We start from the raw sequence: 25,626 nt of genomic DNA, 5'->3' as shown, positions 1-25,626 counted from the left end.
CGATGACGGTCGAGGAGCCGAGCTACGGATTCCTGCGCAACAACGCGCTCAGCCTCGCCTTCGGCGTGCTGTTCCTCGTCACCCTCGTCGGCCAGGCGATCTCGGGCACGGCCGACTTCAACGCCCAGCAGCTGGCCGACGGCCTGGAGCCGGTCGGGTTGCTCGACTACGTGACGTCGTCGTCGTTCATGGTCGACGTCATGGAGAACTGGCAGTCGGAGTACCTGCAGTTCTTCCTGTTCATCTTCGCGACCGTCTGGTTCGTGCAGAAGGGCTCGACGGAGTCGAAGGAGCCGGGCCAGGAGGGCCCGGAGAGCGACGAGGAGCAGAAGGTCGGCCGGCACGCGGACGAGGACTCCCCGGCGTGGGCGCGGGTCGGTGGCTGGCGGACGGCGCTGTTCTCCCGCTCGCTGGGCCTGCTGATGGGCGCGCTGTTCCTGCTCACCTGGGTGGCCTCGGCCGTGACCGGCTGGGCGGCGTTCAACAGCGAGCAGCTCGGCCAGCGGCAGGACCCGGTGAGCCTCCTCGGCTACCTCGGCGAGGCCGACTTCTGGAACCGCTCCTTCCAGAACTGGCAGTCGGAGATGCTCGCCGTCGGCTCCATGGCGATCTTCGCCGTCTACCTGCGCCAGCGCGGGTCGCCGGAGTCCAAGCCGGTCGGCGTCGCGCACGCCGACACCGGCCAGTCGGGCTGATGGAACGGCCTCGCTGCAGGGGCCCGCGCCGGGCCTGCGAGGCGTGGGGGCAGCGGGGTCCTCCTAGAAGGCGTAGCGGATCGTCAGCCAGGGGGCGCGCGCGGCGACGAGGTCGCGCAGCCGCTCCACGCCGGTGCGCTTGACGTCGTTGCGGTAGCGGACGTTCCACTGGCCGTTCTGGCTTCGCTTGGGCTGCTGCAGATCGGGCCGCCACAGCAGCTCCTCGGCCTTGGGGTGCCAGCCGAGGTTGACCTGGTGCAGGTCGCGGTTGTGCGTCAGCAGGATGACCTCGGCCGCCGCCTGCGCCTTGGCCCGCGGCGACAGCTCGTCGTCCAGCCGGTCGAGCAGCGCCGCCCAGTCGGCCTCCCAGCCGTCGCGGAGGATCACCGGCGACAGGTTGAGGTGGACCTCGTACCCGGCCTCGACGAAGTCGTCGACGGCGGCGATCCGCTCGGCGATCCGGCTGGTGCGCACGTCGACCACGCGGGCGTCGTCGTCCGGCATGAGGGAGAACCGCACCCGGGTGCGGCCCCGCGGGTCGAGTTCCAGCAGCTGCCGGTTGACGTACTTGGTCGCGAACGACGCCTTGGCCGTGGGCAGGTCGCGGAAGGTGGCGACCAGGTCGGCGACGTTGTCGCTGACCAGGGCGTCGACCGAGCAGTCGCTGTTCTCGCCGATGTCGTAGACCCAGCTCTCCGGGTCGCACTGGTCCGGCTCGGTCTTGACGCCCTGCCGGCCCACGTGGCGGCGCAGGTAGCCGGTGATCTGCTCGATGTTGGTGAAGACGGTGATCGGGTTGGCGTAGCCCTTCTGCCGCGGCACGTAGCAGTAGGCGCACGCCATGGCGCACCCGTTGGCGGTCGAGGGGGCGATCCAGTTCGCCGAGCGGCCGTTGGGCCGCGCGGTCAGCGACTTCTTCACGCCCAGCACGAGGGTCTCGGTCTTCACCCGCACCCAGCGCTCGACGTTGCCCTGGTTGCCGTGCAGCTCGGGGATCTTCCAGTGCGAGTCGATCTCGACCACCTCGGCGCCGGGGAAGCGGTCGAGGACGTCGCGGCCGCGGGGGGAGGCGAGCGCGGCGGGTTCGGCGTAGACCGTGCGGACCTGGAGGAGGGCGGGTGCGGCGGGCACGTCCTGTGCAGCGCCGGGCGCCGACCAGGGATTTCGGGTCAGCGCGTGGCGGTCGACACCACCCGCGAGCCCCGCCGCAGCGGGCGCTCGGCGGTCTCCGGCGCGAACTTCAGCGCGACCAGGGTCAGCAGCACCATGGCGAGCACGTACGCCGAGACCGCGAACGACGTGCCGGTGGCCTCGACCAGCGCGATCGCCACGATCGGCGCGATCGCGCCGCCCAGGACGCCGGCCAACTGGTAGCCCATCGAGGCGCCGCTGTAGCGCAGCTCGGTGGAGAACAGCTCCGCGATGAACGCCGCCTGCGGGCCGTACATGGCCGCGTGCGTGAGCAGCGCGACCGAGACCGCGAACACGATGACCGCCGTCGACCCGGTGCCCAGCAGCGGGAAGAAGGCGAACGCCCACGCGGCCGCGGCCACCGCCCCGGCGGCGTAGACCGGCCGCCGGCCGAGGCGGTCGGACAACCCGCCGAACAGCGGGATGAGCACCAGCTGGAACGCCGAGCCGACGAGCACCGCCGTCAGCCCGACGCTGCGCTCCCGGCCGGCGACCTCGGTGACGTAGACCAGGCTGTAGACGGTGAAGGTGTAGAAGGCGACATCGGTGCCGATCCGCGCCGCCATCGCGACCAGCAGCTGCCGCGGGTGCCGCTTCACGACCTCCACCAGCGGCATCTCGACCTTCGCGCCGCGCTGCTCCACCTCGGCGAACAGCGGGCTCTCGGCCACCGACAGCCGGATCCAGAGGCCGGCCAGCACCAGCGCGCCGGAGAGGAAGAACGGGATGCGCCAGCCCCAGGAGAGGAACGCGTCCTCGCTCAGCACCGCGCCGAGCACGCCCAGCGCGCCGGCGGCGAGCAGGTTGCCCATGGGGACGCCGACCTGGGGCCAGCTGGTGTTCAGCCCGCGCCGCTCGGGAGCGCCGTGCTCCAACGTCATCAGCACCGCGCCGCCCCACTCGCCGCCCAGGCCCAGGCCCTGCACGAAGCGCAGCGCCGCCAGCAGCACGGGCGCCGCGATGCCGATCGAGGCGTACGTGGGCAGCGCGCCGATGAGCACCGTCGCGATGCCCATCATCAGCAGGGTGATCACCAGCACCTGCTTGCGGCCGCGGCGGTCGCCGAGGTGGCCGAAGACGATGCCGCCGAGCGGGCGGGCGACGAAGCCGACGGCCGCGGTGGTGAACGCCAGCAGCGTGCCGGTCACCGGCGAGACGTCGGGGAAGAACAGCTTGTTGAAGACGACGGCCGCGGCGGTGGAGTAGAGGAAGAAGTCGTACCACTCCAGCGACGTGCCGATCAGGCTCGCGACGATGACCTTGCGCGGGCTCCGCGGGGAAGCGGTCATGGGCCCGTGGGTACCCACGGGTGCGGTAGGAACAACGGGTGGCACGCATCAACGACGTCGGCGGGATGTCCGGCTTCGCCGCGATCGCCGAGGAGCCCGACGAGCCCCCGTTCCACAGCGACTGGGAGGCGCACGTCTTCGCGCTCAACGGCGCGCTGATCAAGCGGGGGGTCTACAACCTCGACGAGTTCCGCGACGCGATCGAGCGGATGCCGCCGGCCGACTACCTGGCGGCGTCGTACTACGAGCGGTGGTTCGCCGCGATCCGCACGCTGCTGGTCGAGAAGGGCGTGGCGACGGCGGAGGAGCTCTCCGGTGCCTGACCGGTTCGCGCCCGGCGACCGGGTGCGCACCCGCGCGGTCGACCCGCCCGGCCACACCCGGCTGCCGCGGTACGCCCGGGGGGCCGTCGGCGTGGTGGTGGAGCCGGCCGGGCGGCACCCGCTGGCCGACGACCGGGCGCGCGGGCTGAGCCCGGAGCCGCAGGGCGTCTACCACGTGCGGTTCGCGGCCCGCGACCTGTTCGGCGACGGCGACCACTCGGTGACCGTCGAGCTGTGGGAGCAGTACCTGGAACCGGTGGAGGGGCGATGAGCGGCGAGCACGCGAGCGCGGCGGTCTCCGCGGAGGTGCGGCACGTGGAGGCCCTCCTCGAGGACCGCGGCCTGCTCGCCCCCGGCGAGATCGACACCCGCATCGACGAGTTCCTGGCCGGCGGCTCGCCGGCCAACGGCGCGCGGATCGTGGCCCGGGCGTGGGTGGACCCCGGCTTCGCCGAGCGGCTGCTCGCCGACGCCAACACCGCGATCCGCGAGGTCGGGTTGTCGATGTCCGGCGGCCTGCAGGAGCAGCGGCTGAAGGTCGTCGCCAACACCGCCGACGAGCACAACGTCGTCGTCTGCACGCTGTGCTCCTGCTACCCGATCGCGCTGCTCGGGCCGTCGCCGAGCTGGTACAAGAGCGAGGCCTACCGCTCGCGGGTGGTCCGCGACCCGCGCGGTGTGCTGCGCGAGTTCGGCCTCGAGCTGCCGGCCTCGACCTCGATCGCGGTCTGGGACGCCAGCGCCGAGTCGCGGTACATGGTCGTGCCGCGCCGCCCGGCGGGCACCGACGGGCTCGGCGAGGAGGAGCTGGCCGGCCTGGTCACCCGCAAGGGCCTGATCGGGACGGCGGCGGTCTGACCGTGCCGGCGATCGACCTCAACGCCGACCTCGGCGAGGGCTTCGGCGTCTGGACGCTCGGGGACGACGAGGCGCTGCTCGGCGTCGTCAGCAGCGCCAACGTCGCCTGCGGGTTCCACGCCGGCGACCCCTCGACGATGCGCCGGGTCTGCGCCGGCGCCGTCGCCGCCGGGGTGGCCATCGGCGCGCAGGTCTCCTACCGCGACCTCGCCGGCTTCGGCCGCCGGTTCGTCGACGTCGCCCCCGCCGAGCTCACCGACGACGTCCTGTACCAGCTGGCCGCGCTCGACGGGATCGCCCGGGCCGGCGGCGGGCGGGTGGCCTACCTCAAGCCGCACGGCGCGCTCTACAACGCCGTCGTCACCCACGAGGCGCAGGCCCGGGCGGTGGTCGAGGCGGTCACCGCCTACGACCCCGCGCTGCCGGTGCTCGGGCTGCCCGGCTCGGTGCTGCTGCGCACCGCCGGGGCCGCGGGCCTGCGCACCGTCGCCGAGGGCTTCGCCGACCGCGGCTACACCCCGGAGGGCACCCTCGTGCCGCGCCGCTCGCCGGGGGCGCTGGTCGAGGACCCCCGGGCGGTCGCCGAGCGGGCGGTCCGCATGGCCGCCGAGGGCGTGGTCGTCGCCGTCGACGGGACGACGGTGGACGTGGCGGTCGACTCCGTCTGCGTGCACGGCGACACCCCCGGCGCGGTGGAGCTGGCGCGCGGCGTGCGGGCGGCGCTGACCGGGGCCGGGCTGACGATCGCGCCGTTCGCCGGCTGAGCGTCAGTCCTCCGGGGGGCGCAGCTCCTGCGGGTCCAGCTTCTCGGCGACCACGTCGGCGGCCACGTCGTCCACGGTGCAACCGGACGCGTAGGCCGCCCCGCGCAGCAGGTCGAGCGCGACCTCCGGGGTGACCTCGAGGGCGAGCGCCACCGCGCCCATGGCCTCCCAGACCAGCGACCGGCGCTCGGCCGACGGGCCGTGCAGCCAGTCCGGGCCGCGGCTGGGCTCCCAGGTCGACCAGACGGCGGTCTCCGACAGCGCCGAGGTGACCAGGTCGCCGACCGCCATGGCCTCGAAGACGTCGATCTCCGCGACGCCGTCCTCCCGCGCCAGGTACAGGTCGATCGCGCCCAGCCCGGAGATCGCCTCGCGCAGGGGGAGGGCGACCACCGCGCAGTAGGGGGTGCGCTCCTCCAGCAGGTCGGTGAACGTCGGCCAGCGGCGGCGCAGGTCCTCGTGCAGCGCGAAGACCGGTTCCCGGGACTCCTGGGCGGTCGTGCACGGGCCCTCGCCGACGGTGAACTGCAGCCGCTCGGCGACGGCGGCCTCCTCGGAGCTGGCGCCGAGCGGGATCCGCTGCCCACCCCGGTCCGCCAGGCTGATCCCGGCGCCGTCGACGGGCAGCATCCGGGCACAGGCACGGGCGAGCCGGACCGGCAGGAGCTCGGGCCCCTGGAAGCCCGGCTCGCTGACCGAGTCCAGCGCGTCCTCGAACCGGCCGGCGATGGTCATCCCCCTACGGTGCCCCGCCCGGGTCCGCCCCACGCGTCGGCCGGCGCCCGCAGTGCGGCCACGACGGCGGCGACGTTCGACCGGCCCCTGCCGTAGTCGACGAGCGAGGTGCGCACCCGCGGTCGGCTGCTCACCGTGGCCGTCGGCGCTGCCGGATCACCCGACAGCTGCACCGTCACCTCCTCGCCCCAGCTCTTCCACGTCGTGCGCGTGGTGGCGGTGAACCGGCCGGTGACGGGATCCGCCGTGGCGACGGTCGCGGGCAGGGCGGCCAGCGCGTCGACGACGCGCTGCGGCAGGTCCGGGCTCGGGTGCACGGCCAAGGTCGCCGACTGCCGCGGGCCGTGCGGTGCGCCGGGCCGGGCCCCGCGGTCGGCGACGGCGTCGGTCGTCCCCAGCAGCAGCGCCATGCCGCCCCCGAAGAGCACACCGGCCGACGCGCCGGCCGCGACGCCACCGCCCGCGTCGAGGAACGGCAGGCTGAGCAGCCCCGTGACGATGCCGAAGGGCACGCCGCAGGCGACGAAGAGGCGCGCGTAGGTCCGCAGCCGCTGCATACGAGGGATCGTGCCCGATCATGGAGGGGTGAGCGACGGCATCACCGTGCTGCCCTGCGGCGACCGGGCGCTGCTGGTCGAGGTCGCGGGGGCGGCGGAGGTCACCGCCGTCCGGAGGGCGCTGGCCGCCGAGCCGCTGCCGGGGCAGGTCGACCTCGTGCCCGCCGCCCGCACCGTGCTCGTGCTGCTCGACCGCGCGCCCGCCGACACCGACGCCGCCCGGCTGCGCCGGCTGCCGCTGACCGGGGACGCCGGCGCCGCGGCGGGACGGGAGGTCGAGCTGCCCGTGGTCTTCGACGGCCCCGACCTCGACGACGTCGCCGAGCTGACCGGCCGGCCGGTGCGGCGGCTGGTCGAGGAGCTGACGGCCGCCGAGCTGACCGTCGCCTTCGGCGGCTTCGCGCCCGGCTTCGGCTACCTCACCGGGCTGCCCGAGCACCTGCACGTGCCCCGCCGGAGCACGCCCCGCACGCGGGTGCCGGCGGGCGCGGTCGGCCTCGCCGGGCCGTTCGCCGGCGCCTACCCGCGCGCCTCGCCCGGCGGCTGGCAGCTGGTGGGCCGCACCGACGCCGTCCTGTTCGACGTCGACCGCGACCCGCCGGCGCTGCTCGCCCCCGGCACGCGCGTCCGGCTCACCGAGGTCGGCTGAGGTGCTCCGCGTCGTCGCGCCCGGCCCGCTCGCCACCGTGCAGGACGCCGGGCGGACCGGCTGGGCCGGGATCGGGGTGCCGCGGTCGGGCGCCGCCGACCGCGCCGCGCACGACCTGGCCAACCGGCTGGTCGGCAACCGGCCGGGCGCGGCCACCGTGGAGGTCACCGCCGGGGGGCTGCGGGTTCGCGCCGAGCGCGCGCTGCTGGTGGCGGTCACCGGTGCCCCGGCCCCGCTGACCGTCGACGGCCGCCCTGCCGCTGGCAACGCGCCGCTGACCCTGCCCGCCGGCGCCGAGCTGGCCCTCGGCGTCCCGCCGGTCGGGCTGCGCTCCTACCTGGCGGTGCGCGGCGGCGTGGACGTGCCGCCGGTCCTCGGCTCGCGCAGCACCGACCGGCTCAGCGGCCTCGGCCCGGAACCGCTGCGGGCCGGCGACCTCCTGCCGGTGGGCCGTGACGCCGGGGAGGAGCCCGTCGTCGACGTCGCGCCGGTGGCCGCGCCGTCGGCCCGCCCCGTGCTGCCGGTGCTGCCCGGGCCGCGCCGCGACTGGCTGACCGACGAGGCGTGGACCCGGCTGGTCGGCGCGGAGTGGACGGTCAGCGCCGACAGCGACCGGGTCGGGCTGCGGCTGGGCGGCCCGCGGCTGGAGCGCGCCCGGGACGGCGAGCTGCCCAGCGAGGGCCTGGTGCCCGGCGCCGTCCAGGTGCCGCCCGACGGCGCCCCGGTGCTCTTCCTCGCCGACCACCCGGTGACCGGGGGCTACCCGGTGCTCGCCGTCGTCACCACCGCCGGGCTGCCCGCCGCCGCCCAGCTCCGCCCGGGGGACGTGGTGCGGTTCAGGCCCGCCCGTTGAGGATCTCGGTGTAGAGCCCGACCGTCTCCTGCGCGATGGCCGGCCAGCCGAACTCGGTGAGCACGCGCTCGCGGCCGGCGGCGCCCATCTGCGCCGAGCGCACCGGGTCGCCCAGCAGCTCGGCGATCCCCGCGGCGAGGCCGGCCTCGAACGCGGCGGCGTCGGCCGGGTCGTAGGGCACGAGCAGGCCGGTCGCGCCATCGGCGACGACCTCGGGGATGCCGCCCACCGCGCTGGCCACCACGGCGGTGCCGCACGCGGCGGCCTCGAGGTTGACGATGCCCAGCGGCTCGTACACCGACGGGCAGACGAAGACCGTGGCGCCGGAGATCAGCGGGACCAGGTGCTCGCGCGGCAGCATCGCCTCGATCCACACCACCCCGCCCCGGCGGGCCTGCAGCGCCGCCACCGCGTCGGCCACCTGCTGCCGCTCGGCCGGGGTGTCGGCGGCGCCGGCGCACAGCACCAGCTGCCCGGCCTCCGGCGGCAACTGCTCGGCGGCGGCCAGCAGGTGGGTCAGCCCCTTCTGCCGGGTGATCCGGCCGACGAACAGCGCGTACGGCCGGTCGGGGTCGACCCCGAGCGAGCGGACGACGTCGGGTGCCGGGGTCGGCTTGTAGGCCTCGGCGTCGACGCCGTTGTGCACCACGTGCACCCGCGCCGGGTCGAGCTCAGGGTAGACGGCGAGGACGTCGTCGCGCATGCCACGGCTGACCGCGATCACCGCGTCGGCGGACAGGTAGGCGGTCCGCTCGACCCACGAGGAGAGCCGGTAGCCGCCGCCGAGCTGGTCGGCCTTCCACGGCCGGCGCGGCTCGAGGGAGTGCGCGGTGACGACGTGCGGCAGCCCGTGCACCAGCTGGGCGAACATGCCGGCGGCGTTGGCGTACCAGGTGTGGCTGTGCACCAGGTCGGCGCCGGCCAGCGCGCCGGCGATCTCGACGTCCACGCCGAGCGCCTGCAGCGCCCCGTTGGCCTGCGCCAGCCCGGCCGGGACGCCGTGCCCGACCGCGTCCGGCCGCTCACCGCCGAAGCAGTGGACGTCGAGCTCCGGCCCCGCCGGCAGCGACCGCAGCGCGGCCACGAGGTGTTCGACGTGGACGCCCGCGCCGCCGTAGACGTCCGGCGGCCACTCCCTGGTGACGATCCCGATGCGCACGGCGTCACCCTAGGGGGCGGAACCGGCGGACCAGGTGGCGCGGACCACGCGCCGAGCGGCTACGTTGCGAGCATGCGCGGCGGTCCACGGGTGCTCGGCATCGTCCTGGCGGGCGGTGAGGGCAAGCGGCTGGCCCCCCTCACCCAGGACAGGGCCAAGCCGGCGGTGCCCTTCGGCGGCAACTACCGGCTGATCGACTTCGTGCTGTCGAACCTGGTGAACGCCGAGGTCCGGCAGATCGCCGTCCTCACCCAGTACAAGAGCCACAGCCTCGACCGGCACATCACCACGACGTGGCGGCTCTCGCAGCTGCTCGGCAACTACATCACCCCGGTGCCGGCGCAGCAGCGGCTCGGCCCGCGCTGGTACACCGGCAGCGCCGACGCGATCCTCCAGAGCCTCAACCTGGTCTACGACGCGCGGCCCGACATCGTGCTGGTCTTCGGCGCCGACCACGTCTACCGGATGGACCCGGGGCAGATGGTCGACCAGCACCTGCAGACCGGTGCCGGGGTGACCATCGCCGGGCTGCGGGTGCCGCGGGCGGAGGCCACCGGCTTCGGCGTCATCGACGCCGACGCCGAGGGCCGGGTGCGCGGCTTCCTGGAGAAGCCGGCCGACCCGCCCGGGCTGCCGGACTCGCCCGACGAGAGCTTCGCCTCGATGGGCAACTACTGCTTCACCACCGACGCGCTGATCGAGGCGCTGCGCGCGGACGCGACCGACGAGTCCTCGGCCCACGACATGGGCGGCTCGATCATGCCGATGCTCGCCGAGCAGGGCGAGGCGTGGGTCTACGACTTCTCCACCAACATCGTCCCCGGGGCCACCGAGCGCGACCACGGCTACTGGCGCGACGTCGGGACGATCGACTCGTACTTCGACGCGCACATGGACCTGGTGTCGGTCACGCCGATCTTCAACCTCTACAACGACCGCTGGCCGATCCTCACCCTGCCGCCGCAGCTGCCGCCGGCGAAGTTCGTCCTCGGCGGGCGGGCCGAGGAGTCGATGGTCAGCGCCGGCACCATCATCGGCGGCGGCTCGGTGCACCACTCGGTCATCTCGCCGGGGGTGCGGGTCGAGCGCGGCGCGCGGGTCGAGGACAGCGTGCTCATGGACGGCGTGCAGATCGGCGAGGGCGCCTACGTCCGCCGCGCGATCCTCGACAAGAACGTCGTCGTCCCCGCGTGGGCGCGGATCGGCGTCGACCACGACGCCGACCGCCAGCGGTACCACGTCTCCGACGGCGGCGTGACCGTGCTCGGCAAGGGCGCCGTCGCCTCCGTCTGAGCCGCGGTCAGGACCCGGCGGGCTTGGTCGCGACCAGCAGACCGCTCCCGACCGGCAGGACGGCGGAGAGCAGCCCCTCGTCCTCGCGCACCGCCCGTGCGAGCTCGCGCCAGGCCACCGTCTGCGGGTCGCGGGCGGTGCGGTCGGCCACCCGGCCGCCGGCCAGCAACCCGTGGCAGACCAGCGCGCCGCCGGGGCGGACGAGGTCGAGCAGCGCGGCCAGCTGGGCGCTGTACTCGCGCGGCGGCCCGGCGCAGCTGACCAGGTCGTAGGCGCCCGGGGAGAGCCGGGGGAGCACCTCCGCCGGGGTGCCGAAGATCAGCCGGGTGCGGCCCTGCGGCACGCCCGCCTCGAGGAACGCCTTGCGGGCGGCGCGCAGCTGCTCCGGGTCGCCGTCCAGGGCGGTGAGGACGCCGTCGGGGCGCATCCCGCGCAGCAGCCACAGCCCCGAGATGCCGCCGCCGCCGATCGAGACCACCGAGCGGGCGCGGCCCTGGGCGGCCAGGACGGCGAGGGCGGCGCCGGCGGCGGGCTCGACCGGCACCGCGTCCACGCGGTGCGCCAGCCGGGCCCGGGCAGCGACCAGCGCGGCGGACTCGGGAGCGAAGCGGTCGGCGTAGGCGTGCGCCTGGAGCTGGGCCTCGGCCCACGACGATCCACCGGCGCTCATCACCGGCCGAGGGTAGTGGCCGACCCCCGCCACCAGCGGCGAGGCGAGTGGCCGGTGTGCCCGCCTGGGAGTTCCCTGTGGGCGGGAACACCCCTCCGGGGCTCGTCCGTTGACACCGTCGTGCGCCTGAAGCGAGCACCGTCCGCCGACCCCGCGCCCGCCGACGAGGTCGCGGTGGCGCCCGTGCGGGATGCTGAGCCCGTGACCGGGCCCGTCGTCGCCGAGGGATGGGTCGCGCCGAGCTGGGAGCAGGTCGTGCGCGAGCACTCGGCGCGCGTCTACCGGCTGGCCTACCGCCTCTCGGGCAACGCCCAGGACGCGGAGGACCTCACCCAGGAGACGTTCGTCCGGGTGTTCCGGTCGCTGGCGAACTTCGAGCCCGGCACGTTCGAGGGCTGGCTGCACCGGATCACCACGAACCTGTTCCTGGACATGGTCCGGCGCCGGCAGCGGATCCGGTTCGACGCCCTGCCCGAGGACACCGAGCGGCTGCCCGGCTCGGCGCCGAGCCCGGAGCAGGTGTACGCCGACACGCACCTGGACCCGCAGATCCAGGCGGCGCTGGACGCGCTGTCGCCGGAGTTCCGGGTGGCGGTGGTGCTGTGCGACATCGAGGGGCTGACCTACGAGGAGATCGCGGCGACCCTGGGCATCAAGCTGGGGACGGTGCGCAGCCGCATCCACCGCGGCCGCGTCCAGCTGCGCGAGGCGCTCGCCCACCTCGCGCCGCGCCGTGCGGCCGTCGCGGGAGGAGGGCAGGCATGAGCATCCCCGAGAGCCACCTCGCCCAGGAGGCGATCGCCGCGCTGGTCGACGGCGAGCTGACCGCGGGCCCCGCCCGGCGCGCGGCGGCGCACCTCACCGGCTGCGCGCAGTGCCGCATGGCCGTGCAGGCGCAGCGCGAGGCGAAGGAGGCGCTGCACCGTTCGCAGGAGGTCGCCGTCCCCGGTGACCTGCTCTCGCGGCTGTGCGCGATCCCCTTCACCACCGACGTGCCGGGGAGCGGAGGCCCCGGGACGCTGGCCGCGGGACCGGACTCGCTCACCGTCTCGGGGGCCACGGGGTCGTGGGCGGTGTCGCTGCGCCCGCACCGGCCGGGCCGCTCCGACTCCACCGCGCGCTGGCTGCGCCGCGGTGTCACCGGCACGCTCGCCGGTCTCGGCATCGGCGTCGCCGCCCTCGCGCTGAGCCTGCCCGCCGCGGGGGAGCTCGAACGCGGCACGCCGTCGGGCCCCGTCGCGCGCCCGTCCCTGCCGGAGGAGCAGACTGAGGGCGTGCCGCCCGTCGTCCGCACCCTCACCGGGGGAACCGCGACCGTGCCCGCCGCCGCTCCGGGCGGGACCCCCTGAGCGACACCGACGACCGCCGCCCCGCGGCGGAGCAGCAGCCCAACCCCGCCGACGGGGCCTTCGCCCGACCCGCGGGCGCGACCGGTTCCTTCGCCGCCCCCGGTGAGCGGCTGACCCCGCGCGCCACCGCCGTCCCCGCCACCTCGCCGGCCCAGCAGGCGGCGTTCGGGCGGCCGACCAGCGTCGACGGCAGCTTCGCCGGCGACCGGCCGGTGCCCCCGCCGCGCCGGCTCCCCCCGCCGCCCCCCGAGGCGGTGCTGCGCGCCTTCGCGCCGTCCGGGCCCGGCCGCACCGGCCTGCAGGAGCCGCCCGGCGGCCGCCCCGGCCGGCGGCGCACGTCGGCCGGGCCGTGGTGGAAGCCCGACGCCGCCTCCGACCCGTGGCGCGACCCGCACGCCCCCGCCGGCCTGGGCGCCCCCGCCGTCTACGACGAGGACGAGCAGGAGGGCCCGGTCGTCGTCGACGCCAGGGGTCGCAAGAAGGTCCGGCTGCGCGACATCTCCGTCCGTGTCTCGGCGCTGGTGCTGCTCGCCGTCCTGCTGGTGGGCGCCATCGGCGGTGGCGTCGGCTGGTTCCTCACCCGCGAGGCCGCCGAGACGCCGCTGCTCGCCCCCGACACCCAGCTGTCGGAGACCGACGAGGGCATCGCCCGCGAGCCCGGCTCGGTCGCCGACATCGCCGAGCGGGTCACCCCCGCCGTCGTCTCGATCGAGGTGCGGTTCGGCAACGCCGGCGCCACCGGCTCCGGCGTGGTCGTCGACGGCGAGAACGGCTACATCGTCACCAACAACCACGTCATCTCCGGGGCCGACGGCAACGAGGACGCCGAGATCCGCGCCGTCTTCTCCGACGGCAGCGGCTCGGAGGCGCGGATCGTCGGGCGCGACCCGGCCAGCGACATCGCCGTGATCAAGGTCGAGAAGCCGGGTCTGGTGGGCGCGTCGCTCGGCGACTCCGAGGCGGTGCTGGTGGGCGACCCGGTCGTGGCCATCGGCTCGCCGCTCGGCCTGGCCGGCACGGTCACCAGCGGCATCGTCAGCGCGCTCGACCGCCCGGTGCGGCTCTCCGGCGAGGGCAGCGACACCAACGCCGTGATCAGCGCCATCCAGACCGACGCGCCGATCAACCCCGGCAACTCCGGTGGCGCGCTGGTCGACGCGACCGGCGCGGTGATCGGCATCAACACCGCGATCGCCTCGCTCGGCGGCGGGGCCGGCGGAGGCTCGATCGGCCTCGGCTTCGCCATCCCCATCGACACCGCGCGCGACATCGCCGAGCAGCTCATCTCCTCCGGCTCGGCGGTGCACGCCTCGCTCGGGGTCAACACGCGCTCGGTCACCGACGGCACGCGCGACGGCGCGCTGGTGCTCAACGTCGAGCCCGACAGCGGCGCGGCCCGCGCGGGCATCCAGGAGCAGGACGTCATCATCGGCGTCGACGACCAGCAGGTGGGCAGCTCCGAGGAGCTCGTCGTCGCCGTCGACGCCCACGCCCCCGGCGACACGGTGACCATCGAGCTGGTGCGCAACGGGTCGTCGACCACCGTGCAGGCGACGCTCGACGAGGCGTAGCCGGGAAGACGAGGCGCAGCCGGAGCACGGCCCGTCGACAGGGGCCGCGGCTACCCTGGACGGCGGTCCGGCGGACGGCGCGGGGACCGGACGGGAGCGGCGGTGTTCGACTCGATCGGCTGGGGCGAGATCGTCGTCCTCGCGCTGGCCGCGCTGTTCATCTTCGGCCCCGAGCGCCTGCCGACCCTGGCCCGCGACGCCGCGCAGGGGTTGCGCAAGGTCCGCGAGGCGGTCACCGGCGTCCGCGCCCAGGTGCACGAGTCGATGGGCGACGAGCTCTCCGACCTGCGCGACCTCGACCTGCGCAAGTACCACCCGAAGACGTTCATCCGCGACAACCTGCTCGGCGACGACACCCCGCCGGTGCGCCGGAGGAGCGCGGCGTCGTCCGCGCCCGCCGCGCCGGCGGCGAAGCCGCGCAACGCCGCGACCCCGCCGCCGTTCGACGTCGACGCGACGTAGGACGGACGCAGATGCGCGCGGGCGCCTAGCGGCGGACGGGCGTGAGGCCCAGGCTCATGCCCGACAGGCCGCGCTGGCGGGTGGCCAGGCCGTCGGCGACCCTGGCCAGCGCCTGGGCGGCGGCCGACTCCGGGTCGGCGAGCACGATCGGCGCGCCGGCGTCGCCGGCCTCGCGCAGGCGGGTGTCGAGCGGGATCTGACCCAGCAGCGGGACGCGGGCGCCGAGGGTGCGGGTCAGCGCATCGCTCACCGCCTGGCCGCCGCCGGAGCCGAAGACCTCCATGCGGCTGCCGTCGGGCAGGTCGAGCCACGACATGTTCTCGATGACGCCGACCACCTGCTGGTGGGTCTGCGTGGCGATCGCCCCGGCCCGCTCGGCGACCTCGGCGGCCGCCGTCTGCGGCGTGGTGACGACGAGGATCTCGGCGTTGGGCAGCAGCTGGGCGATGGAGATCGCCACGTCGCCGGTGCCGGGCGGCAGGTCGAGCAGGAGGACGTCGAGGTCGCCCCACCAGACGTCGGCGAGGAACTGCTGCAGCGCGCGGTGCAGCATCGGCCCGCGCCACACCACCGGGGTGTTGCCGGGGGTGAACATGCCGATCGAGATGACCTTCACGCCGTAGGACTGCGGCGGCATGATCATGTTGTCGACCTGGGTGGGCTTGTCGTCGACGCCTAGCATCCGCGGCACCGAGTGGCCGTAGATGTCGGCGTCCACCACGCCCACCGACAGCCCCCGCTTGGCCAGCGCGGCGGCGAGGTTGACCGTGACGCTGGACTTGCCGACGCCGCCCTTGCCCGACGCGACCGCGTACACGCGGGTCAGCGAGCCGGGCTGGGCGAAGGGGATCACCGGGTCGGTGGCGTCGCCGCGCACCGTGCGCCGCAGCTCCGAGCGCTGCTCGTCGCTCATCACGTCGAGGGCGACCTGCACCGAGGTCACCCCGGCGACGGCGGAGACGGCCTGCGTGACCCGGTTGGTGATGGTCTCGCGCATGGGGCAGCCGGCGACGGTCAGGTAGACCTCGACGCGCACGCTGCCGTCGGCGCCGATCTGCACGTCCTTGACCATGCCGAGCTCGGTCAGCGGCCGGTTGATCTCGGGGTCCTGGACGGTGGCCAGGGCCGCGTTCACGGCGTCGAGCGCCGGCGAGCCGGTCATCGTGTCCGACATCGTTCTCGTTCGTCTCCTTCGGCGAAGGACCGGTCTGCGCCCGCCGCGAGCCCGCGGGGACCGGCGCATCCGGATCTCCCGCCACTGTACGGCGGGCAGCAGGCGCCGCCCGCCGTCCCCGGGGTGATCTGCTGCTCAGTGCGGCCTGAGGCCCCTTACCCGCCGCCGACGTGCGGATCTGCGCGGTCGACCGATGCCGGCACGGGTGCCTCAGGACGACGGTCGTCGTCATGACACCCCACGAGATGGCCCCCCTGCTCCACGCCCTGCTGCTCGAGGACCCGGACCGCAGCGACCGCCGTCCCCGGCGCACCCGCCGCACCTGGCGCGGTCGGCAGCGCTGACCGGGCGGTCGCCTAGGGTCGGCCGCGTGCCGGCCCCCACCCGCTCCGAGACCGTGCGGGACGCGGTGGGGCTCGGCGTCGCGGTCGGCCTCTACGGCGCGGCCTTCGGCGCGGCCGCCGTCTCGGCCGGGCTGTCCGAGTGGCAGGCGGCGGCGATGTCGCTGCTCATGTTCACCGGCGCCTCGCAGTTCGCCCTCGTCGGCGTCCTCGGGGCCGGCGGCAGCGCGCTCGCGGCGGTCGGCAGCGCCCTGCTGCTGGGCACCCGCAACACCGTCTACGGCGTCCGGCTGGTCCCGTTGCTGAAGCTGCAGGGGCCGCGCCGGTTCGGCGCCGCGCACTGGGTGATCGACGAGACGACGGCGCTGGCGGTGAGCGCCCCGGACCGGGACCTCGCCCGGCTGGGCTTCCTCGTCGGCGGCGCCACCATCTTCACGTTCTGGAACGCCACCACGCTGGTCGGTGCCTTCGGCGCCGCGGCGCTCGGCGGCACCGCCCGCGCGGCGCTGGACGCCGTCGTCCCGGCGGCGTTCCTGGCCCTGCTGTGGCCGCGGCTGCGCCGCCCGTTCCCCGAGGCGGCGGTGCAGCGCCGGGTGGCGCTCGGCGGCGCCGTCGTCGGGCTGGCCCTCACCCCGTTCGTGCCGCCGGGTGTGCAGGTGATCGCCGCCGTCGTCGCGGTGGCGCTCGCCGGCCCGCCCCGGGAGCGGGCCGCGTGAGCGAGGGGACGCTCTGGGCCGTCGTCCTGGCCGGCTCCCTGGGCTGCTACCTGCTCAAGCTCGCCGGGGTCTCGGTGCCGGCGCGCTGGGTCGAGCAGCCGTGGGTCACGCGGGTGGTCGACTTCGTCCCGGCCGCGCTGCTGGCCGCGCTCGTCGTGGTCCAGGCGACGGCGTCGGGCCGGGAGCTCGAGCTCGACGGCCGCCTGGTCGGGCTCGCCGTCGCCGCGCTGGCGCTGGCGCTGCGGGCGCCGTTCATCGTCGTCCTGCTGCTGGCCGGCGGCGCCGGTGCGCTCGCGCACGTCCTCTGGGGGGTGTGAGTCAGAACAGCCGGGTGTCGCGCTGCTCGAGGTCGAGCAGGAAGCGCTTGCGCGGCAGCCCGCCACCGAAGCCGACCAGGCTGCCGTCGGCGCCGACCACCCGGTGGCACGGGACGACGATCGCCAGCGGGTTGCGCCCGCACGCCAGCCCGACCGCCTGCGCCCCGCCGGGCTCGCCGACGGCGGCGGCCACCGCGCCGTAGCTGCGCGTCCCGCCGTAGGGGATGGCGGCCAGCTGCTCCCACACGGCCAGCTCGAAGGCGCTGCCGGCCGGCCGCAGCGGCAGGTCGAAGGCGGTGCGCTCGCCGGCGAAGTACTCGCCGAGCTGGGCGGCCACGTCGCCGCCGTCGTCGCGGGGCCCGAGGTCGGCGGTCGCGCCGGGCGGCTCGAGGTGCAGCCGGACCAGCACGTCGCCGTCCCGGACGACGACGAGCGGTCCGATCGGCGACGGCACGACGGTGTGCGTCCGGCCCATGCCCCGCATCCTGTCGGAGGGGACCGACAGGATGCGCGCATGACGTGGGACCTGCTCCCGTCGACCGCGGCCTGGACCCACCGCGGGGCGCGCGACGGCTTCGAGGTGTCCTGGTTCGACGGCGCCGTCCTCACCGGCTGCACCACCGGGCTGGAGGAGGGCCGCACCTGGGCGGTCGAGTACGAGATCCGGGTCGACGGCGAGTGGCGCACGCGCGAGGCCCGCGTCCGCGGCCGCACCGGCGACGGCGTGCGCTCGGTCGTGCTGACCACCGACGGCGCCGGCCGCTGGCAGGTCGACGGCGCACCGGCGCCGCACCTCGATGGCTGCCTCGACGTCGACCTGGAGAGCTCGGCGATGACCAACACGCTCCCGGTGCACCGGCTGGCGCTGCGCCCGGGGGAGCGCGGCACCAGCGCCGCGGCCTGGGTGCGGGCCGGTGACCTGTCGGTCGAGCGGCTCGACCAGGACTACGTCGCGCTCGGCGAGCGGCGCTTCGACTACGACGCCCCGTCCGAGGACTTCGCCGTCCGGATCGTCTACGACGCCGCCGGCCTCGCGCTGGAGTACCCGGAGATCGCCGTCCGGGCGGGCTGAGGTGCGCTACGCGATCGGGTCGGGTGCAGGGTGAGCGGCGTCCTGCTGCTTCTTCTTCTTGCCCTTCTTCTCCCGCTCCTCGGGCTGGTCCTCGGCCAGCCGGGACAGCTCGCCACGGATGAAGTCGCGGGTGGCCAGCTCGCCGATCGCGACGCGCAGCGCGGCCAGCTCGCGGGCGAGGTACTCGGTGTCGGCGCGCGTCTGCGCCGCCCGCGCGCGGTCCTCCTCGGCCTGCACGCGGTCGCGGTCGGCCTGCCGGTTCTGCGCCAGCAGGATCAGCGGCGCGGCGTAGGCGGCCTGGGTGGAGAAGGCCAGGTTGAGCAGGATGAACGGGTAGGGGTCCCACTGCAGCTGGATCGCGAAGACGTTCAGGCAGATCCAGGCGATCACGATGATCGTCTGGACGGCGAGGAAGCTGCCGGTGCCGAGGAAGCGGGCGATCCCCTCGGCGAACCGGCCGACGGCGTCGGGGTTCAGCCGCAGGAAGTTGCCGAACGTGCGGGCGTGACCCCGCGGGACGTCGAGCCGGCGGCCGTCAGCCACGGCGGGCCCGCTCGCGCCAGTCGTCGGGCAGCAGGTGGTCGAGGACGTCGTCCACGCTCACCGCGCCGACGAGCCGGCCCTGCGGGTCGACCACGGGCGCGGCCACCAGGTTGTAGGTGGCGAAGTAGCGGGTCACCTCGGCCAGCGGCGCCTCCGGCCGCAGCGGCTCCAGGTCGTCGAGCGCCCCGCTGACCAGGGTGGACGGCGGTTCGCGCAGCAGCCGCTGGATGTGCGCCAGCCCGACGTAGCGGCCGGTCGGCGTGGCCGACGGCGGCCGGCAGACGTACACCTGGCTGGCCAGCGCCGGGGTGAGCTCGGGGTCGCGCACCCGGGCCAGGGCCTCGGCGATGGTGGCGTCCGGGGTGAGGATCACCGGCTCGCTGGTCATGATGCCGCCGGCGGTGTCCTCGGAGTAGGCGAGCAGCTGGCGCACCGGCTCGGCCTCGTCGGGCTCCATGAGCTCGAGCAGCCGGTCGCGGTCGACGTTGGACAGCTCGGCGAGCAGGTCGGCGGCGTCGTCGGGGTCCATCTCCTCGAGGACGTCGGCCGCCCGGGCCTCGTCGAGGGTGCCGAGGATGGTGATCTGGTCGGCCTCGGGCAGCTCGCCGAGCACGTCGGCCAGCCGCTCGTCGTCCAGCGCCTCGGCGACCTCGTGCCGGCGCTTGATCGGCAGCTCCTGCAGCGCGTGCGCGAGGTCGGCGGCGTTGAGCTCCCGGTAGGTGGCGAGCAGCGTCTCGGCGCCCTGGTCGCCCTGCGGCAGCGCGAGCCCGACCACCTCGTCCCAGGCCAGCTGGTGCAGCTGGCCGCGGCGGCCCAGCCGGCCCGGCTCCTGCACCGCGAGGCGGGTGATCAGCCAGTCGCCGGTGCGGGTCTGCTCCATGCCGGCGTCGACGACGGTGGCCCGGCGGCCCGACTCCCGGATGGTGACCGTCCGGTCGAGCAGCTCGCCGAGCACCAGCGTCTCGCCGCGGCGCTGCTCGAAGCGCTTGAGGTTGATCGTGCCCGAGGCGAGCATCACCGAGCTCGGGTCGATCCCGGTCACCCGGCCCACCGGCACGAAGATGCGGCGGCGGGCGACCACCTCGACGACCAGGCCGAGCACGCGCGGCGGGGCGGTGCCCACCCGCAGCGCGGCGACCACGTCGCGCACCTTGCCGACCCGGTCGCCGTTGGGGTCGAAGACGGTCAGCCCGGCCAGTCGCGAGGCATATGCCCGGGTCGCCGTCGTCACGGCTCGGAAGGCTACCGTCGGGCCGTGTCGCGCCCGGGTTCCGTGGAGTACGAGGTCGTCGACGTCTTCGCGCCGCGGGCGTTCGCGGGCAACCCGCTGGCCGTGGTGTTCGACGCCGACGACCTGTCCACCGAGCAGTGCCAGGCCCTGGCGTCGGAGTTCCACCTGTCGGAGACGTCGTTCCTCATGGCGCCCAGCGAGCCCGGCGCCAGCTACAAGGTGCGCATCTTCACGCCCTACGCCGAGCTGCCCTTCGCCGGGCACCCGAGCGTCGGCGCCGCGCACACGCTCGTGCGCACCGGGCGGCTGCCGGCCGGCACCCTGCACCAGGAGTGCGGCGCGGGCGTGCTGCCCGTCGACGTGACCGACGACGGCGCCACGCTCACCGGCGGCCGGCCGACCCTCGAGGACGGGCCGGACCCGGCCGAGCTGGCCGAGGCGGTGGGCCTGTCGGCCGCCGACGCCGTCGGCCTGCCGGCGCACGTCGCCGGCTGCGGGCTGCCATTCGCCTTCCTGGCGGTGCGGCCCGAGGTGGTCGACGGGGCGCGGCCCGACCCGACCGCGCTCGGCCGCTTCGGCGTGGGGGAGGGGGTCTCGGTCCTCTCCTGGGACCCCGCCGCCTCCACCGTCCACGCCCGGGTGTTCGCCGCCGACCTGAGCTGGGGCGAGGACCCCGCCACCGGCTCGGCCGCGCTCGGCACCGGCGTCTGGCTGGTCGCCGCCGGCCTGCTGCCGGGGGAGGGGACGGCGTCCTACGTCGTCCGCCAGGGCGAGCGCGTGGGCCGGCCCTCGCTGATGACCTGCACCGTCACCTCCGCCGGGGGCCGGGCGACGCTGGCGACGGTCGCCGGTGCCGTCGTGCCGGTGGCCAGTGGCCGGATCCGGGTGCCGTGACGGGGTCCCAGGCCGCGGCCTGGGCGGTGCACCGGCCGACCGGCCGCGAGTTCGGGCTCATGGGGCTGGCCGTGGTCGGCGTCTCGATGTCCGGGCCGCTGACCGCGCTGGTCGCCGCGCCGTTCCTGGCCATCGCCTTCTGGCGCAACGCCGCCGGCGCCGCCGCGCTGCTGCCGGTGCTGCTCACCCGTGAGCGGTCGACCCTGCACGGGCTGCGGCCGCGCCACCTGGGCAGCTCGGTGGTCGCCGGGCTGTTCCTGGCCGGGCACTTCGCCGCCTGGCTGCCGAGCCTGTCGATGACGTCGGTCGGCGCCTCGGTCGCGCTGGTCACGACGACGCCGATCTGGACGGCGCTGGTGGCGCGGATCAGCGGCGTGGAGCTGCCGGCGGCGGTCTGGTGGGGCCTCGTGCTCGCCGTCGTCGGCGCGGCGCTGATCGCCGGTGTCGACGTCACGGTGAGCCTCGAGGCGCTGGCCGGCGACGGCCTGGCGCTGCTGGGCGCGCTCTGCGCCGGCGGGTACGTGCTGGCCGGTGCGCGGGCCCGGCAGCGGCTGGCCACGTCGGCCTACACGATCGTCTGCTACTCGGTCTGCGCCGCGGCCACCGCGGTCGTCGCGCTGGTCGCCGGCTCGCCGCTGGCCGGCTTCCCGCTGCGTGACTGGCTGCTCATCGCGGCGATCACCGTGTGCGCGCAGCTGTTCGGGCACACCCTGCTCAACCTGGTGCTCTCCTCGGTGGGGCCGACGGTGGTCAGCCTCGCCGTCCTGCTCGAGGTGCCCGGCTCGCTGGTCGTCGCCTTCGTGCTGCTGGGGCAGGTGCCGCCGCTGCTCGCGCTGCCGGGCATGGCCGCCGTCGTGGCCGGCGTGGCGCTCGTCGTCCGGGCCAGCCGGCCCACGACCCTGGTGGAGCCGGCGACCTGACGGCAGACTGCGCCCCATGCCGAGGTACCTCGTCGAGCGCACACTCGGCGACGTCTCCCGCGCGGAGGTGGACGCCGCCGCCGAGCGGTCCACCGAGGTCCGGGAGGCGCGCTACCCGACCCTCACCTGGGAGCACACCCACGTGGTGGCGACGGCGGAGGGGCTGAAGACGTTCTGCGTGTACGAGTCGCCCGACCCCGACACCCTGCGGCAGCACGCGGCCGACGCCGGTCTGCCGGTCGACCGCGTCTACGAGGTGGAGACCGACCTGGTGCCCTGAGGCGTTGCTCACTCCGCGGCGCGGTCGCCGGGCGCCGTCGCTACTCTCCGGTAACGACGTCCAGACCCGAAGCGGAGGCACCGTGGCCGAGCTCCGATCCCGCCGTTCCAACCTCGCCGTCCCGGGCAGCAACCCGCGCTTCCTGGAGAAGGCGAAGGGGCTGGACGCCGACCAGGTGTTCCTCGACCTCGAGGACGCGTGCGCGCCGCTGGCCAAGCCCGGTGCCCGCAAGAACATCGTGGCGGCCCTGAACGAGGGCGGCTGGGGCGAGAAGATCCGCGTCGTCCGGGTCAACGACTGGACGACGGAGTGGACCTACCGCGACGTGATCGAGGTCGTCGAGGGCGCCGGGGCGAACCTCGACTGCATCATGCTGCCCAAGGTGGCCGACGCCGCCCAGGTGCGGGCGCTGGACTTCCTGCTCACCCAGATCGAGAAGGCCAACGGCCTCGAGGTCGGCCGGATCGGCATCGAGGCGCAGATCGAGACCGCGCAGGGCCTGATCAACGTCAACGACATCGCCTTCGCCAGCCCGCGGATCGAGACGATCATCTTCGGCCCGGCCGACTTCATGGCGTCGATCAACATGAAGTCCCTCGTCGTCGGCGCCCTGCACCCCGACTACCCGGGCGACCCGTTCCACTACATCCTCATGCAGATCCTCATGGCCGCCCGCGCCCGCGGCGTGCAGGCCATCGACGGGCCGTTCCTGCAGGTGCGCGACGTCGACGCGTTCCGCGAGGTGGCCAAGCGCTCGGCGGTGCTCGGCTTCGACGGCAAGTGGGTGCTGCACCCGGGCCAGATCGACGCGGCCAACGAGATCTACGCGCCGTCGCAGGAGGACTACGACCACGCCGAGCTGATCCTCGACGCGTACGAGTACTACACGTCCGAGGCCGGCGGGAAGAAGGGCTCGGCGATGCTCGGCGACGAGATGATCGACGAGGCCAGCCGCAAGATGGCGCTGGTCGTCGCCGGCAAGGGCCGCGCCGCCGGCATGCAGCGCACGTCGTCCTTCACGCCGCCGGAGGACTGACCCCGCGCGGACACCTCCCATCCTTTCCCGGGCCGCCGCGCAGGACCAGAGGAGGACGCCCCTGTTCCGGATGGGGGAGGGGCGCGCATGGTCACTCCCGGCGCGGGGGAGGACGGAGGTGCGCCATGGATCGGGACACCACCACACGGTCGGCCGAGCAGGAGGCACGGGCCCTGTTGCACGTCTCCGGCGGCAAGCCGATCGTTCAGATCGTCTGGGACCCGGAGAGCGACACGGCCAGCATCCGCTGCGCGGGCCTGGACCACGCCGTCGTCCCACGGTTGGTCCTGAACCTGGGGCTGGCCCTGACCGGGGAGCGGTGAGGGCTACGGGCCGAAGCCGGTGTTGACCAGGGCGACCCAGCTGATGACCAGCACGATGATCGCCAGCAGCCAGATGCCGGTGACGATGCCGCCGATGATCACCGCGGCCAGCGCCAAGCCGTCGCCCTGCTCGCCGGTGCGGCGGATCTGCTTGCGCGCCGCGATGCCGAGCCCCAGCCCGACCGGGGCGACGGTGAGCGCGCAGACCAGGGCGGCGATCGCCAGCGAGTTCGTCGGTGCGCCGTACACCGGGTACGGCTGCGGGTAGCCGTACCCCGGGGGTGGGCCGTAGCCGGGCGGCGGCCAGGGGGCGGGGGAGTGCTGGCCGGGGTCGCTCACCCGGGCAGTGTGCGGCCTCAGAGCCCGATCGCCGCTGGAGGCAGCGCGGCGAGTCGGGTGGCGACCGAGCGCGCCGCGGCCGTCGCCGTCGCCGGGTCGTCGCCGATCAGGACGGAGAGGACGGCGCCGCGGGCCTGCGCGACCACGACCTGCGTCCCGTCGCCGGCGAGCTGGTACTGGAAGACGACGCTGTTGTCGGCCAGCCCCTCCGCGCTCGGTGCCGGGACGAACGTGTACTCGTCCGGCGGGCAGCTGCTGAAGGCCTGCACCAGCTCCTGCACCGCCGTGGTCGCGGCCTCCGGGCCGTCGTAGGCGATCGCCTCGGAGGACAGCTGCGCGGTGCCGGTGGAGTCGAGCCCGATGACCGGCGCCTTGGCCACCCGGTGCGCCTCGGAGGCGAAGGCGAACCCGCAGATCCCCGCGAGGCTCGGGTCGTCGCCGAGGTCGCCGTCGGGGACCGGGTTGGCCTGCACGCTCCAGCCCTCCGGCAGGTCGGCCGCGCGCAGCGCCACCGCCTGTGCCGCGCTCGCCGGGTCGGTGGCCGCGGCGGGGTCGGCCGAGGCCTGGGCCGACGCCTCGGCCTGGGCCGGCGCCGGTTCGCCGCGTTCGGTCGACGCCGACGGGTCGCTCCCGCAGCCGGCCAGCAGCAGCACGGCGGCCACGGGGGCGAGCAGTCGGCTCCTCACCGGGCCGACGGTACGCAGTGACCAGGCACACCCTCGTCGTCCCGCGGGGGTGGCCCATACTCACCGGTAACCAACGGACACCGCAGTCCCGAGAGGTGCGTGCGAATGACCCGCCTGGCGCAGACCGCCGACCTGACCGACGTCCAGACCGAGATCCTGGCGACGGTCCGCAGCTTCGTGGACAAGGAGATCATCCCGAACGCGCAGCGGCTCGAGCACGCCGACGAGTACCCGCAGGAGATCGTCGACGGGCTCAAGGAGCTCGGGATCTTCGGGCTGACCATCCCCGAGGAGTACGGCGGCCTGGGCGAGTCGCTGCTCACCTACGCCCTGGTGGTCGAGGAGATCGCGCGCGGCTGGATGAGCGTCTCGGGCGTGATCAACACCCACTTCATCGTCGCCTACATGGTCATGCAGCACGGCACCCCGGAGCAGAAGGAGCGCCTGCTGCCGCGGATGGCGGCCGGCGAGGTGCGCGGCGCGTTCTCCATGTCCGAGCCGGGGCTGGGCTCCGACGTCGCCGGCATCCGCACCAGGGCCGTGAAGAAGGACGACGGCTCCTACGTCATCGACGGCCAGAAGATGTGGCTGACCAACGGCGGCTCCTCCACCCTGGTGGCCGCGCTGGTGCGCACCGACGAGGGCGCCGAGAAGGCGCACCAGAACCTGACCACGTTCCTGATCGAGAAGCCGGCCGGATTCGGCGAGGTGCTCCCGGGCCTGAGCATCCCCGGCAAGATCGACAAGATGGGCTACAAGGGCGTCGACACCACCGAGCTGGTGTTCGACGGCTTCGCCGTCTCCGCCGACGACGTCCTCGGCGGGCTGCCCGGCCGCGGCTTCGCCCAGATGATGGACGGCGTCGAGGTCGGCCGGGTCAACGTCGCCGCGCGCGGCTGCGGCATCGCGATCCGCGCGTTCGAGCTGGCCATCGCCTACGCCCAGCAGCGGGAGACGTTCGGCAAGCCGATCGCCGGGCACCAGGCGATCGCGTTCAAGCTGGCCGAGATGGCCACCAAGGTGGAGGCGGCGCACGCGATGATGGTCCGCGCCGCCCGGCTCAAGGACGCCGGCGCCCGCAACGACGTCGAGGCCGGCATGGCCAAGCTGCTGGCCAGCGAGTTCGCCGCCGAGGTGACCCAGGAGTCGTTCCGCATCCACGGCGGCTACGGCTACTCCAAGGAGTACGAGATCGAGCGGCTGATGCGCGAGGCGCCGTTCCTGCTCATCGGCGAGGGCACCAGCGAGATCCAGAAGACGATCATCAGCCGCGGCCTGCTCAAGGAGTACGCCCTCAAGCGCTGACACCTCCTCCGCCGACGCTTGTGCTCTGCCC

At 75.0% G+C, this 25,626-nt stretch carries 33 protein-coding genes; 21 read left to right on the top strand and 12 right to left on the bottom strand.

Features of this window, described 5'->3' with window-relative positions; translation table 11 throughout:
• Positions 1-2: 2 nt before the first annotated feature.
• Positions 3-695: a DUF6766 family protein gene (locus ACI797_RS21305; RefSeq protein ID WP_456861133.1), complete on the top strand. Its 693-nt coding sequence runs from the start codon at positions 3-5 to the stop codon at positions 693-695.
• 63 nt (positions 696-758) lie between these two features.
• Here ACI797_RS21305 and ACI797_RS21300 read toward each other — a convergent pair whose 3' ends face one another.
• Both ACI797_RS21300 and ACI797_RS21295 read right to left on the bottom strand, forming a co-directional pair.
• Complete coding sequence (locus ACI797_RS21300) at positions 759-1,826, bottom strand: spore photoproduct lyase family protein (RefSeq protein ID WP_456861131.1); 1,068 nt, start codon at positions 1,824-1,826, stop codon at positions 759-761.
• Positions 1,827-1,864: 38 nt separating this feature from the next.
• The gene (locus ACI797_RS21295; protein WP_456861129.1) at positions 1,865-3,175 is read right to left on the bottom strand and encodes an MFS transporter; all 1,311 of its coding nucleotides are present in this window, start codon (positions 3,173-3,175) and stop codon (positions 1,865-1,867) included.
• A gap of 38 nt (positions 3,176-3,213) precedes the next feature.
• Here ACI797_RS21295 and ACI797_RS21290 point away from each other — a divergent pair, with 38 nt between their 5' ends.
• The 4 genes from ACI797_RS21290 to ACI797_RS21275 are packed head-to-tail and all read left to right on the top strand — an operon-like array spanning position 3,214 to position 5,120.
• Complete coding sequence (locus tag ACI797_RS21290) at positions 3,214-3,498, top strand: hypothetical protein (protein WP_456542061.1); 285 nt, start codon at positions 3,214-3,216, stop codon at positions 3,496-3,498.
• A complete protein-coding gene (locus ACI797_RS21285; RefSeq protein ID WP_456861127.1) occupies positions 3,491-3,769 on the top strand; it encodes an SH3-like domain-containing protein in 279 nt (92 codons plus the stop codon). Before ACI797_RS21290 ends, ACI797_RS21285 begins: the two co-directional genes overlap by 8 nt.
• Positions 3,766-4,356, top strand: a complete 591-nt coding sequence (locus ACI797_RS21280) for a nitrile hydratase subunit alpha (RefSeq protein ID WP_456861125.1) — start codon at positions 3,766-3,768, stop codon at positions 4,354-4,356. Before ACI797_RS21285 ends, ACI797_RS21280 begins: the two co-directional genes overlap by 4 nt.
• A 2-nt stretch (positions 4,357-4,358) precedes the next feature.
• Positions 4,359-5,120, top strand: a complete 762-nt coding sequence (locus ACI797_RS21275; protein WP_456861123.1) for a LamB/YcsF family protein — start codon at positions 4,359-4,361, stop codon at positions 5,118-5,120.
• Between the two features lie 3 nt (positions 5,121-5,123).
• Here the strand turns inward: ACI797_RS21275 and ACI797_RS21270 are convergent, their stop codons facing one another.
• Positions 5,124-5,855 carry a GAF domain-containing protein gene (locus ACI797_RS21270; protein ID WP_456542065.1) on the bottom strand — a complete coding sequence of 244 codons (732 nt, stop codon included), beginning with the start codon at positions 5,853-5,855 and terminating at the stop codon, positions 5,124-5,126.
• On the bottom strand, positions 5,852-6,412 hold the full coding sequence (locus ACI797_RS21265) for a hypothetical protein (protein WP_456861121.1): 561 nt from the start codon (positions 6,410-6,412) through the stop codon (positions 5,852-5,854). Before ACI797_RS21265 ends, ACI797_RS21270 begins: the two co-directional genes overlap by 4 nt.
• A gap of 28 nt (positions 6,413-6,440) precedes the next feature.
• On the opposite strand from ACI797_RS21265, the gene ACI797_RS21260 reads away from it, so the two are divergent.
• Together ACI797_RS21260 and ACI797_RS21255 are read left to right on the top strand one after the other, a co-directional pair.
• Positions 6,441-7,061, top strand: coding sequence for a 5-oxoprolinase subunit B family protein (locus ACI797_RS21260; RefSeq protein ID WP_456861119.1), 621 nt, complete (start codon positions 6,441-6,443; stop codon positions 7,059-7,061).
• Position 7,062: 1 nt separating this feature from the next.
• Positions 7,063-7,914 carry a 5-oxoprolinase subunit C family protein gene (locus ACI797_RS21255; RefSeq protein ID WP_456861117.1) on the top strand — a complete coding sequence of 284 codons (852 nt, stop codon included), beginning with the start codon at positions 7,063-7,065 and terminating at the stop codon, positions 7,912-7,914.
• On the opposite strand, the gene glgA is transcribed toward ACI797_RS21255, so the two are convergent.
• A complete protein-coding gene (gene glgA / locus ACI797_RS21250) occupies positions 7,898-9,073 on the bottom strand; it encodes a glycogen synthase (RefSeq protein ID WP_456861115.1) in 1,176 nt (391 codons plus the stop codon). The two genes, ACI797_RS21255 and glgA, sit on opposite strands and share 17 nt — an antisense overlap.
• A 72-nt stretch (positions 9,074-9,145) precedes the next feature.
• Between glgA and glgC the strand changes: the two genes are divergently transcribed.
• Complete coding sequence (gene glgC, locus ACI797_RS21245) at positions 9,146-10,366, top strand: glucose-1-phosphate adenylyltransferase (RefSeq protein WP_456861113.1); 1,221 nt, start codon at positions 9,146-9,148, stop codon at positions 10,364-10,366.
• 7 nt (positions 10,367-10,373) lie between these two features.
• On the opposite strand, the gene ACI797_RS21240 is transcribed toward glgC, so the two are convergent.
• On the bottom strand, positions 10,374-11,036 hold the full coding sequence (locus tag ACI797_RS21240) for an O-methyltransferase (RefSeq protein WP_456861111.1): 663 nt from the start codon (positions 11,034-11,036) through the stop codon (positions 10,374-10,376).
• 201 nt (positions 11,037-11,237) lie between these two features.
• Between ACI797_RS21240 and sigE the strand changes: the two genes are divergently transcribed.
• The 4 genes from sigE to ACI797_RS21220 all read left to right on the top strand — a co-directional run bounded on the left by sigE (position 11,238) and on the right by ACI797_RS21220 (position 14,418).
• Positions 11,238-11,801, top strand: a complete 564-nt coding sequence (gene sigE / locus ACI797_RS21235) for an RNA polymerase sigma factor SigE (protein WP_456861109.1) — start codon at positions 11,238-11,240, stop codon at positions 11,799-11,801.
• Positions 11,798-12,385, top strand: a complete 588-nt coding sequence (locus tag ACI797_RS21230) for an anti-sigma factor family protein (protein WP_456542680.1) — start codon at positions 11,798-11,800, stop codon at positions 12,383-12,385. Before sigE ends, ACI797_RS21230 begins: the two co-directional genes overlap by 4 nt.
• A 212-nt stretch (positions 12,386-12,597) precedes the next feature.
• Positions 12,598-13,956: a S1C family serine protease gene (locus ACI797_RS21225; protein ID WP_456861107.1), complete on the top strand. Its 1,359-nt coding sequence runs from the start codon at positions 12,598-12,600 to the stop codon at positions 13,954-13,956.
• A 102-nt stretch (positions 13,957-14,058) separates the two neighbouring features.
• Positions 14,059-14,418: a twin-arginine translocase TatA/TatE family subunit gene (locus ACI797_RS21220; protein ID WP_456861105.1), complete on the top strand. Its 360-nt coding sequence runs from the start codon at positions 14,059-14,061 to the stop codon at positions 14,416-14,418.
• A 25-nt stretch (positions 14,419-14,443) separates the two neighbouring features.
• On the opposite strand, the gene ACI797_RS21215 is transcribed toward ACI797_RS21220, so the two are convergent.
• A complete protein-coding gene (locus ACI797_RS21215; RefSeq protein ID WP_456861103.1) occupies positions 14,444-15,592 on the bottom strand; it encodes an Mrp/NBP35 family ATP-binding protein in 1,149 nt (382 codons plus the stop codon).
• 370 nt (positions 15,593-15,962) lie between these two features.
• On the opposite strand from ACI797_RS21215, the gene ACI797_RS21210 reads away from it, so the two are divergent.
• Together ACI797_RS21210 and ACI797_RS21205 are read left to right on the top strand one after the other, a co-directional pair.
• A complete protein-coding gene (locus tag ACI797_RS21210) occupies positions 15,963-16,649 on the top strand; it encodes an AzlC family ABC transporter permease (RefSeq protein WP_456861101.1) in 687 nt (228 codons plus the stop codon).
• Positions 16,646-16,966, top strand: coding sequence for an AzlD domain-containing protein (locus tag ACI797_RS21205; RefSeq protein ID WP_456861099.1), 321 nt, complete (start codon positions 16,646-16,648; stop codon positions 16,964-16,966). The genes ACI797_RS21210 and ACI797_RS21205 overlap by 4 nt, the downstream gene beginning before the upstream one ends.
• A gap of 1 nt (position 16,967) precedes the next feature.
• Here ACI797_RS21205 and ACI797_RS21200 read toward each other — a convergent pair whose 3' ends face one another.
• Positions 16,968-17,441 (bottom strand): methylated-DNA--[protein]-cysteine S-methyltransferase, encoded by a 474-nt coding sequence (locus ACI797_RS21200; protein WP_456861097.1) that lies wholly within the window; start codon positions 17,439-17,441, stop codon positions 16,968-16,970.
• A 39-nt stretch (positions 17,442-17,480) separates the two neighbouring features.
• Between ACI797_RS21200 and ACI797_RS21195 the strand changes: the two genes are divergently transcribed.
• On the top strand, positions 17,481-18,038 hold the full coding sequence (locus ACI797_RS21195) for a putative glycolipid-binding domain-containing protein (RefSeq protein ID WP_456861095.1): 558 nt from the start codon (positions 17,481-17,483) through the stop codon (positions 18,036-18,038).
• 6 nt (positions 18,039-18,044) lie between these two features.
• Here ACI797_RS21195 and ACI797_RS21190 read toward each other — a convergent pair whose 3' ends face one another.
• Complete coding sequence (locus tag ACI797_RS21190; RefSeq protein ID WP_456861094.1) at positions 18,045-18,581, bottom strand: DUF1003 domain-containing protein; 537 nt, start codon at positions 18,579-18,581, stop codon at positions 18,045-18,047.
• Positions 18,574-19,812, bottom strand: a complete 1,239-nt coding sequence (locus ACI797_RS21185) for a magnesium transporter MgtE N-terminal domain-containing protein (RefSeq protein ID WP_456542689.1) — start codon at positions 19,810-19,812, stop codon at positions 18,574-18,576. Before ACI797_RS21185 ends, ACI797_RS21190 begins: the two co-directional genes overlap by 8 nt.
• Before the next feature lie 24 nt (positions 19,813-19,836).
• Between ACI797_RS21185 and ACI797_RS21180 the strand changes: the two genes are divergently transcribed.
• The 5 genes from ACI797_RS21180 (at position 19,837) to ACI797_RS21160 (ending at position 23,265) form a co-directional block, all read left to right on the top strand.
• Positions 19,837-20,706, top strand: coding sequence for a PhzF family phenazine biosynthesis protein (locus ACI797_RS21180; protein ID WP_456861092.1), 870 nt, complete (start codon positions 19,837-19,839; stop codon positions 20,704-20,706).
• Positions 20,703-21,626: a DMT family transporter gene (locus ACI797_RS21175; protein ID WP_456861090.1), complete on the top strand. Its 924-nt coding sequence runs from the start codon at positions 20,703-20,705 to the stop codon at positions 21,624-21,626. Before ACI797_RS21180 ends, ACI797_RS21175 begins: the two co-directional genes overlap by 4 nt.
• Before the next feature lie 16 nt (positions 21,627-21,642).
• Positions 21,643-21,906 (top strand): DUF4242 domain-containing protein, encoded by a 264-nt coding sequence (locus ACI797_RS21170; protein WP_456861088.1) that lies wholly within the window; start codon positions 21,643-21,645, stop codon positions 21,904-21,906.
• Positions 21,907-21,988: 82 nt separating this feature from the next.
• The gene (locus tag ACI797_RS21165; RefSeq protein WP_456861086.1) at positions 21,989-22,942 is read left to right on the top strand and encodes an HpcH/HpaI aldolase/citrate lyase family protein; all 954 of its coding nucleotides are present in this window, start codon (positions 21,989-21,991) and stop codon (positions 22,940-22,942) included.
• A 125-nt stretch (positions 22,943-23,067) separates the two neighbouring features.
• The gene (locus ACI797_RS21160) at positions 23,068-23,265 is read left to right on the top strand and encodes a hypothetical protein (protein ID WP_456861084.1); all 198 of its coding nucleotides are present in this window, start codon (positions 23,068-23,070) and stop codon (positions 23,263-23,265) included.
• Between the two features lie 3 nt (positions 23,266-23,268).
• Here the strand turns inward: ACI797_RS21160 and ACI797_RS21155 are convergent, their stop codons facing one another.
• Both ACI797_RS21155 and ACI797_RS21150 read right to left on the bottom strand, forming a co-directional pair.
• Complete coding sequence (locus ACI797_RS21155) at positions 23,269-23,604, bottom strand: DUF4190 domain-containing protein (RefSeq protein WP_456861083.1); 336 nt, start codon at positions 23,602-23,604, stop codon at positions 23,269-23,271.
• Positions 23,605-23,621: 17 nt separating this feature from the next.
• Positions 23,622-24,290 carry a hypothetical protein gene (locus ACI797_RS21150; RefSeq protein ID WP_456861081.1) on the bottom strand — a complete coding sequence of 223 codons (669 nt, stop codon included), beginning with the start codon at positions 24,288-24,290 and terminating at the stop codon, positions 23,622-23,624.
• A 105-nt stretch (positions 24,291-24,395) separates the two neighbouring features.
• Between ACI797_RS21150 and ACI797_RS21145 the strand changes: the two genes are divergently transcribed.
• On the top strand, positions 24,396-25,595 hold the full coding sequence (locus tag ACI797_RS21145; RefSeq protein WP_456861079.1) for an acyl-CoA dehydrogenase family protein: 1,200 nt from the start codon (positions 24,396-24,398) through the stop codon (positions 25,593-25,595).
• The last annotated feature ends 31 nt before the right edge of the window (positions 25,596-25,626 follow it).

This window comes from Geodermatophilus sp. SYSU D00691 (assembly GCF_054050275.1).
This window is presented reverse-complemented; position numbering and strand designations above follow the sequence as displayed.

What these genes read in the sequence shown, in the direction of transcription:
- ACI797_RS21305 (WP_456861133.1), top strand. Translation starts at nt 3, where the DNA reads ATGACGGTCGAGGAGCCGAGCTACGGATTCCTGCGCAACAACGCGCTC.
- ACI797_RS21295 (WP_456861129.1), bottom strand. Translation starts at nt 3,175, where the DNA reads ATGACCGCTTCCCCGCGGAGCCCGCGCAAGGTCATCGTCGCGAGCCTG.
- ACI797_RS21280 (WP_456861125.1), top strand. Translation starts at nt 3,766, where the DNA reads ATGAGCGGCGAGCACGCGAGCGCGGCGGTCTCCGCGGAGGTGCGGCAC.
- ACI797_RS21270 (WP_456542065.1), bottom strand. Translation starts at nt 5,855, where the DNA reads ATGACCATCGCCGGCCGGTTCGAGGACGCGCTGGACTCGGTCAGCGAG.
- ACI797_RS21265 (WP_456861121.1), bottom strand. Translation starts at nt 6,412, where the DNA reads ATGCAGCGGCTGCGGACCTACGCGCGCCTCTTCGTCGCCTGCGGCGTG.
- glgC (WP_456861113.1), top strand. Translation starts at nt 9,146, where the DNA reads ATGCGCGGCGGTCCACGGGTGCTCGGCATCGTCCTGGCGGGCGGTGAG.
- ACI797_RS21240 (WP_456861111.1), bottom strand. Translation starts at nt 11,036, where the DNA reads ATGAGCGCCGGTGGATCGTCGTGGGCCGAGGCCCAGCTCCAGGCGCAC.
- ACI797_RS21230 (WP_456542680.1), top strand. Translation starts at nt 11,798, where the DNA reads ATGAGCATCCCCGAGAGCCACCTCGCCCAGGAGGCGATCGCCGCGCTG.
- ACI797_RS21215 (WP_456861103.1), bottom strand. Translation starts at nt 15,592, where the DNA reads ATGTCGGACACGATGACCGGCTCGCCGGCGCTCGACGCCGTGAACGCG.
- ACI797_RS21200 (WP_456861097.1), bottom strand. Translation starts at nt 17,441, where the DNA reads ATGGGCCGGACGCACACCGTCGTGCCGTCGCCGATCGGACCGCTCGTC.
- ACI797_RS21195 (WP_456861095.1), top strand. Translation starts at nt 17,481, where the DNA reads ATGACGTGGGACCTGCTCCCGTCGACCGCGGCCTGGACCCACCGCGGG.
- ACI797_RS21170 (WP_456861088.1), top strand. Translation starts at nt 21,643, where the DNA reads ATGCCGAGGTACCTCGTCGAGCGCACACTCGGCGACGTCTCCCGCGCG.
- ACI797_RS21160 (WP_456861084.1), top strand. Translation starts at nt 23,068, where the DNA reads ATGGATCGGGACACCACCACACGGTCGGCCGAGCAGGAGGCACGGGCC.
- ACI797_RS21145 (WP_456861079.1), top strand. Translation starts at nt 24,396, where the DNA reads ATGACCCGCCTGGCGCAGACCGCCGACCTGACCGACGTCCAGACCGAG.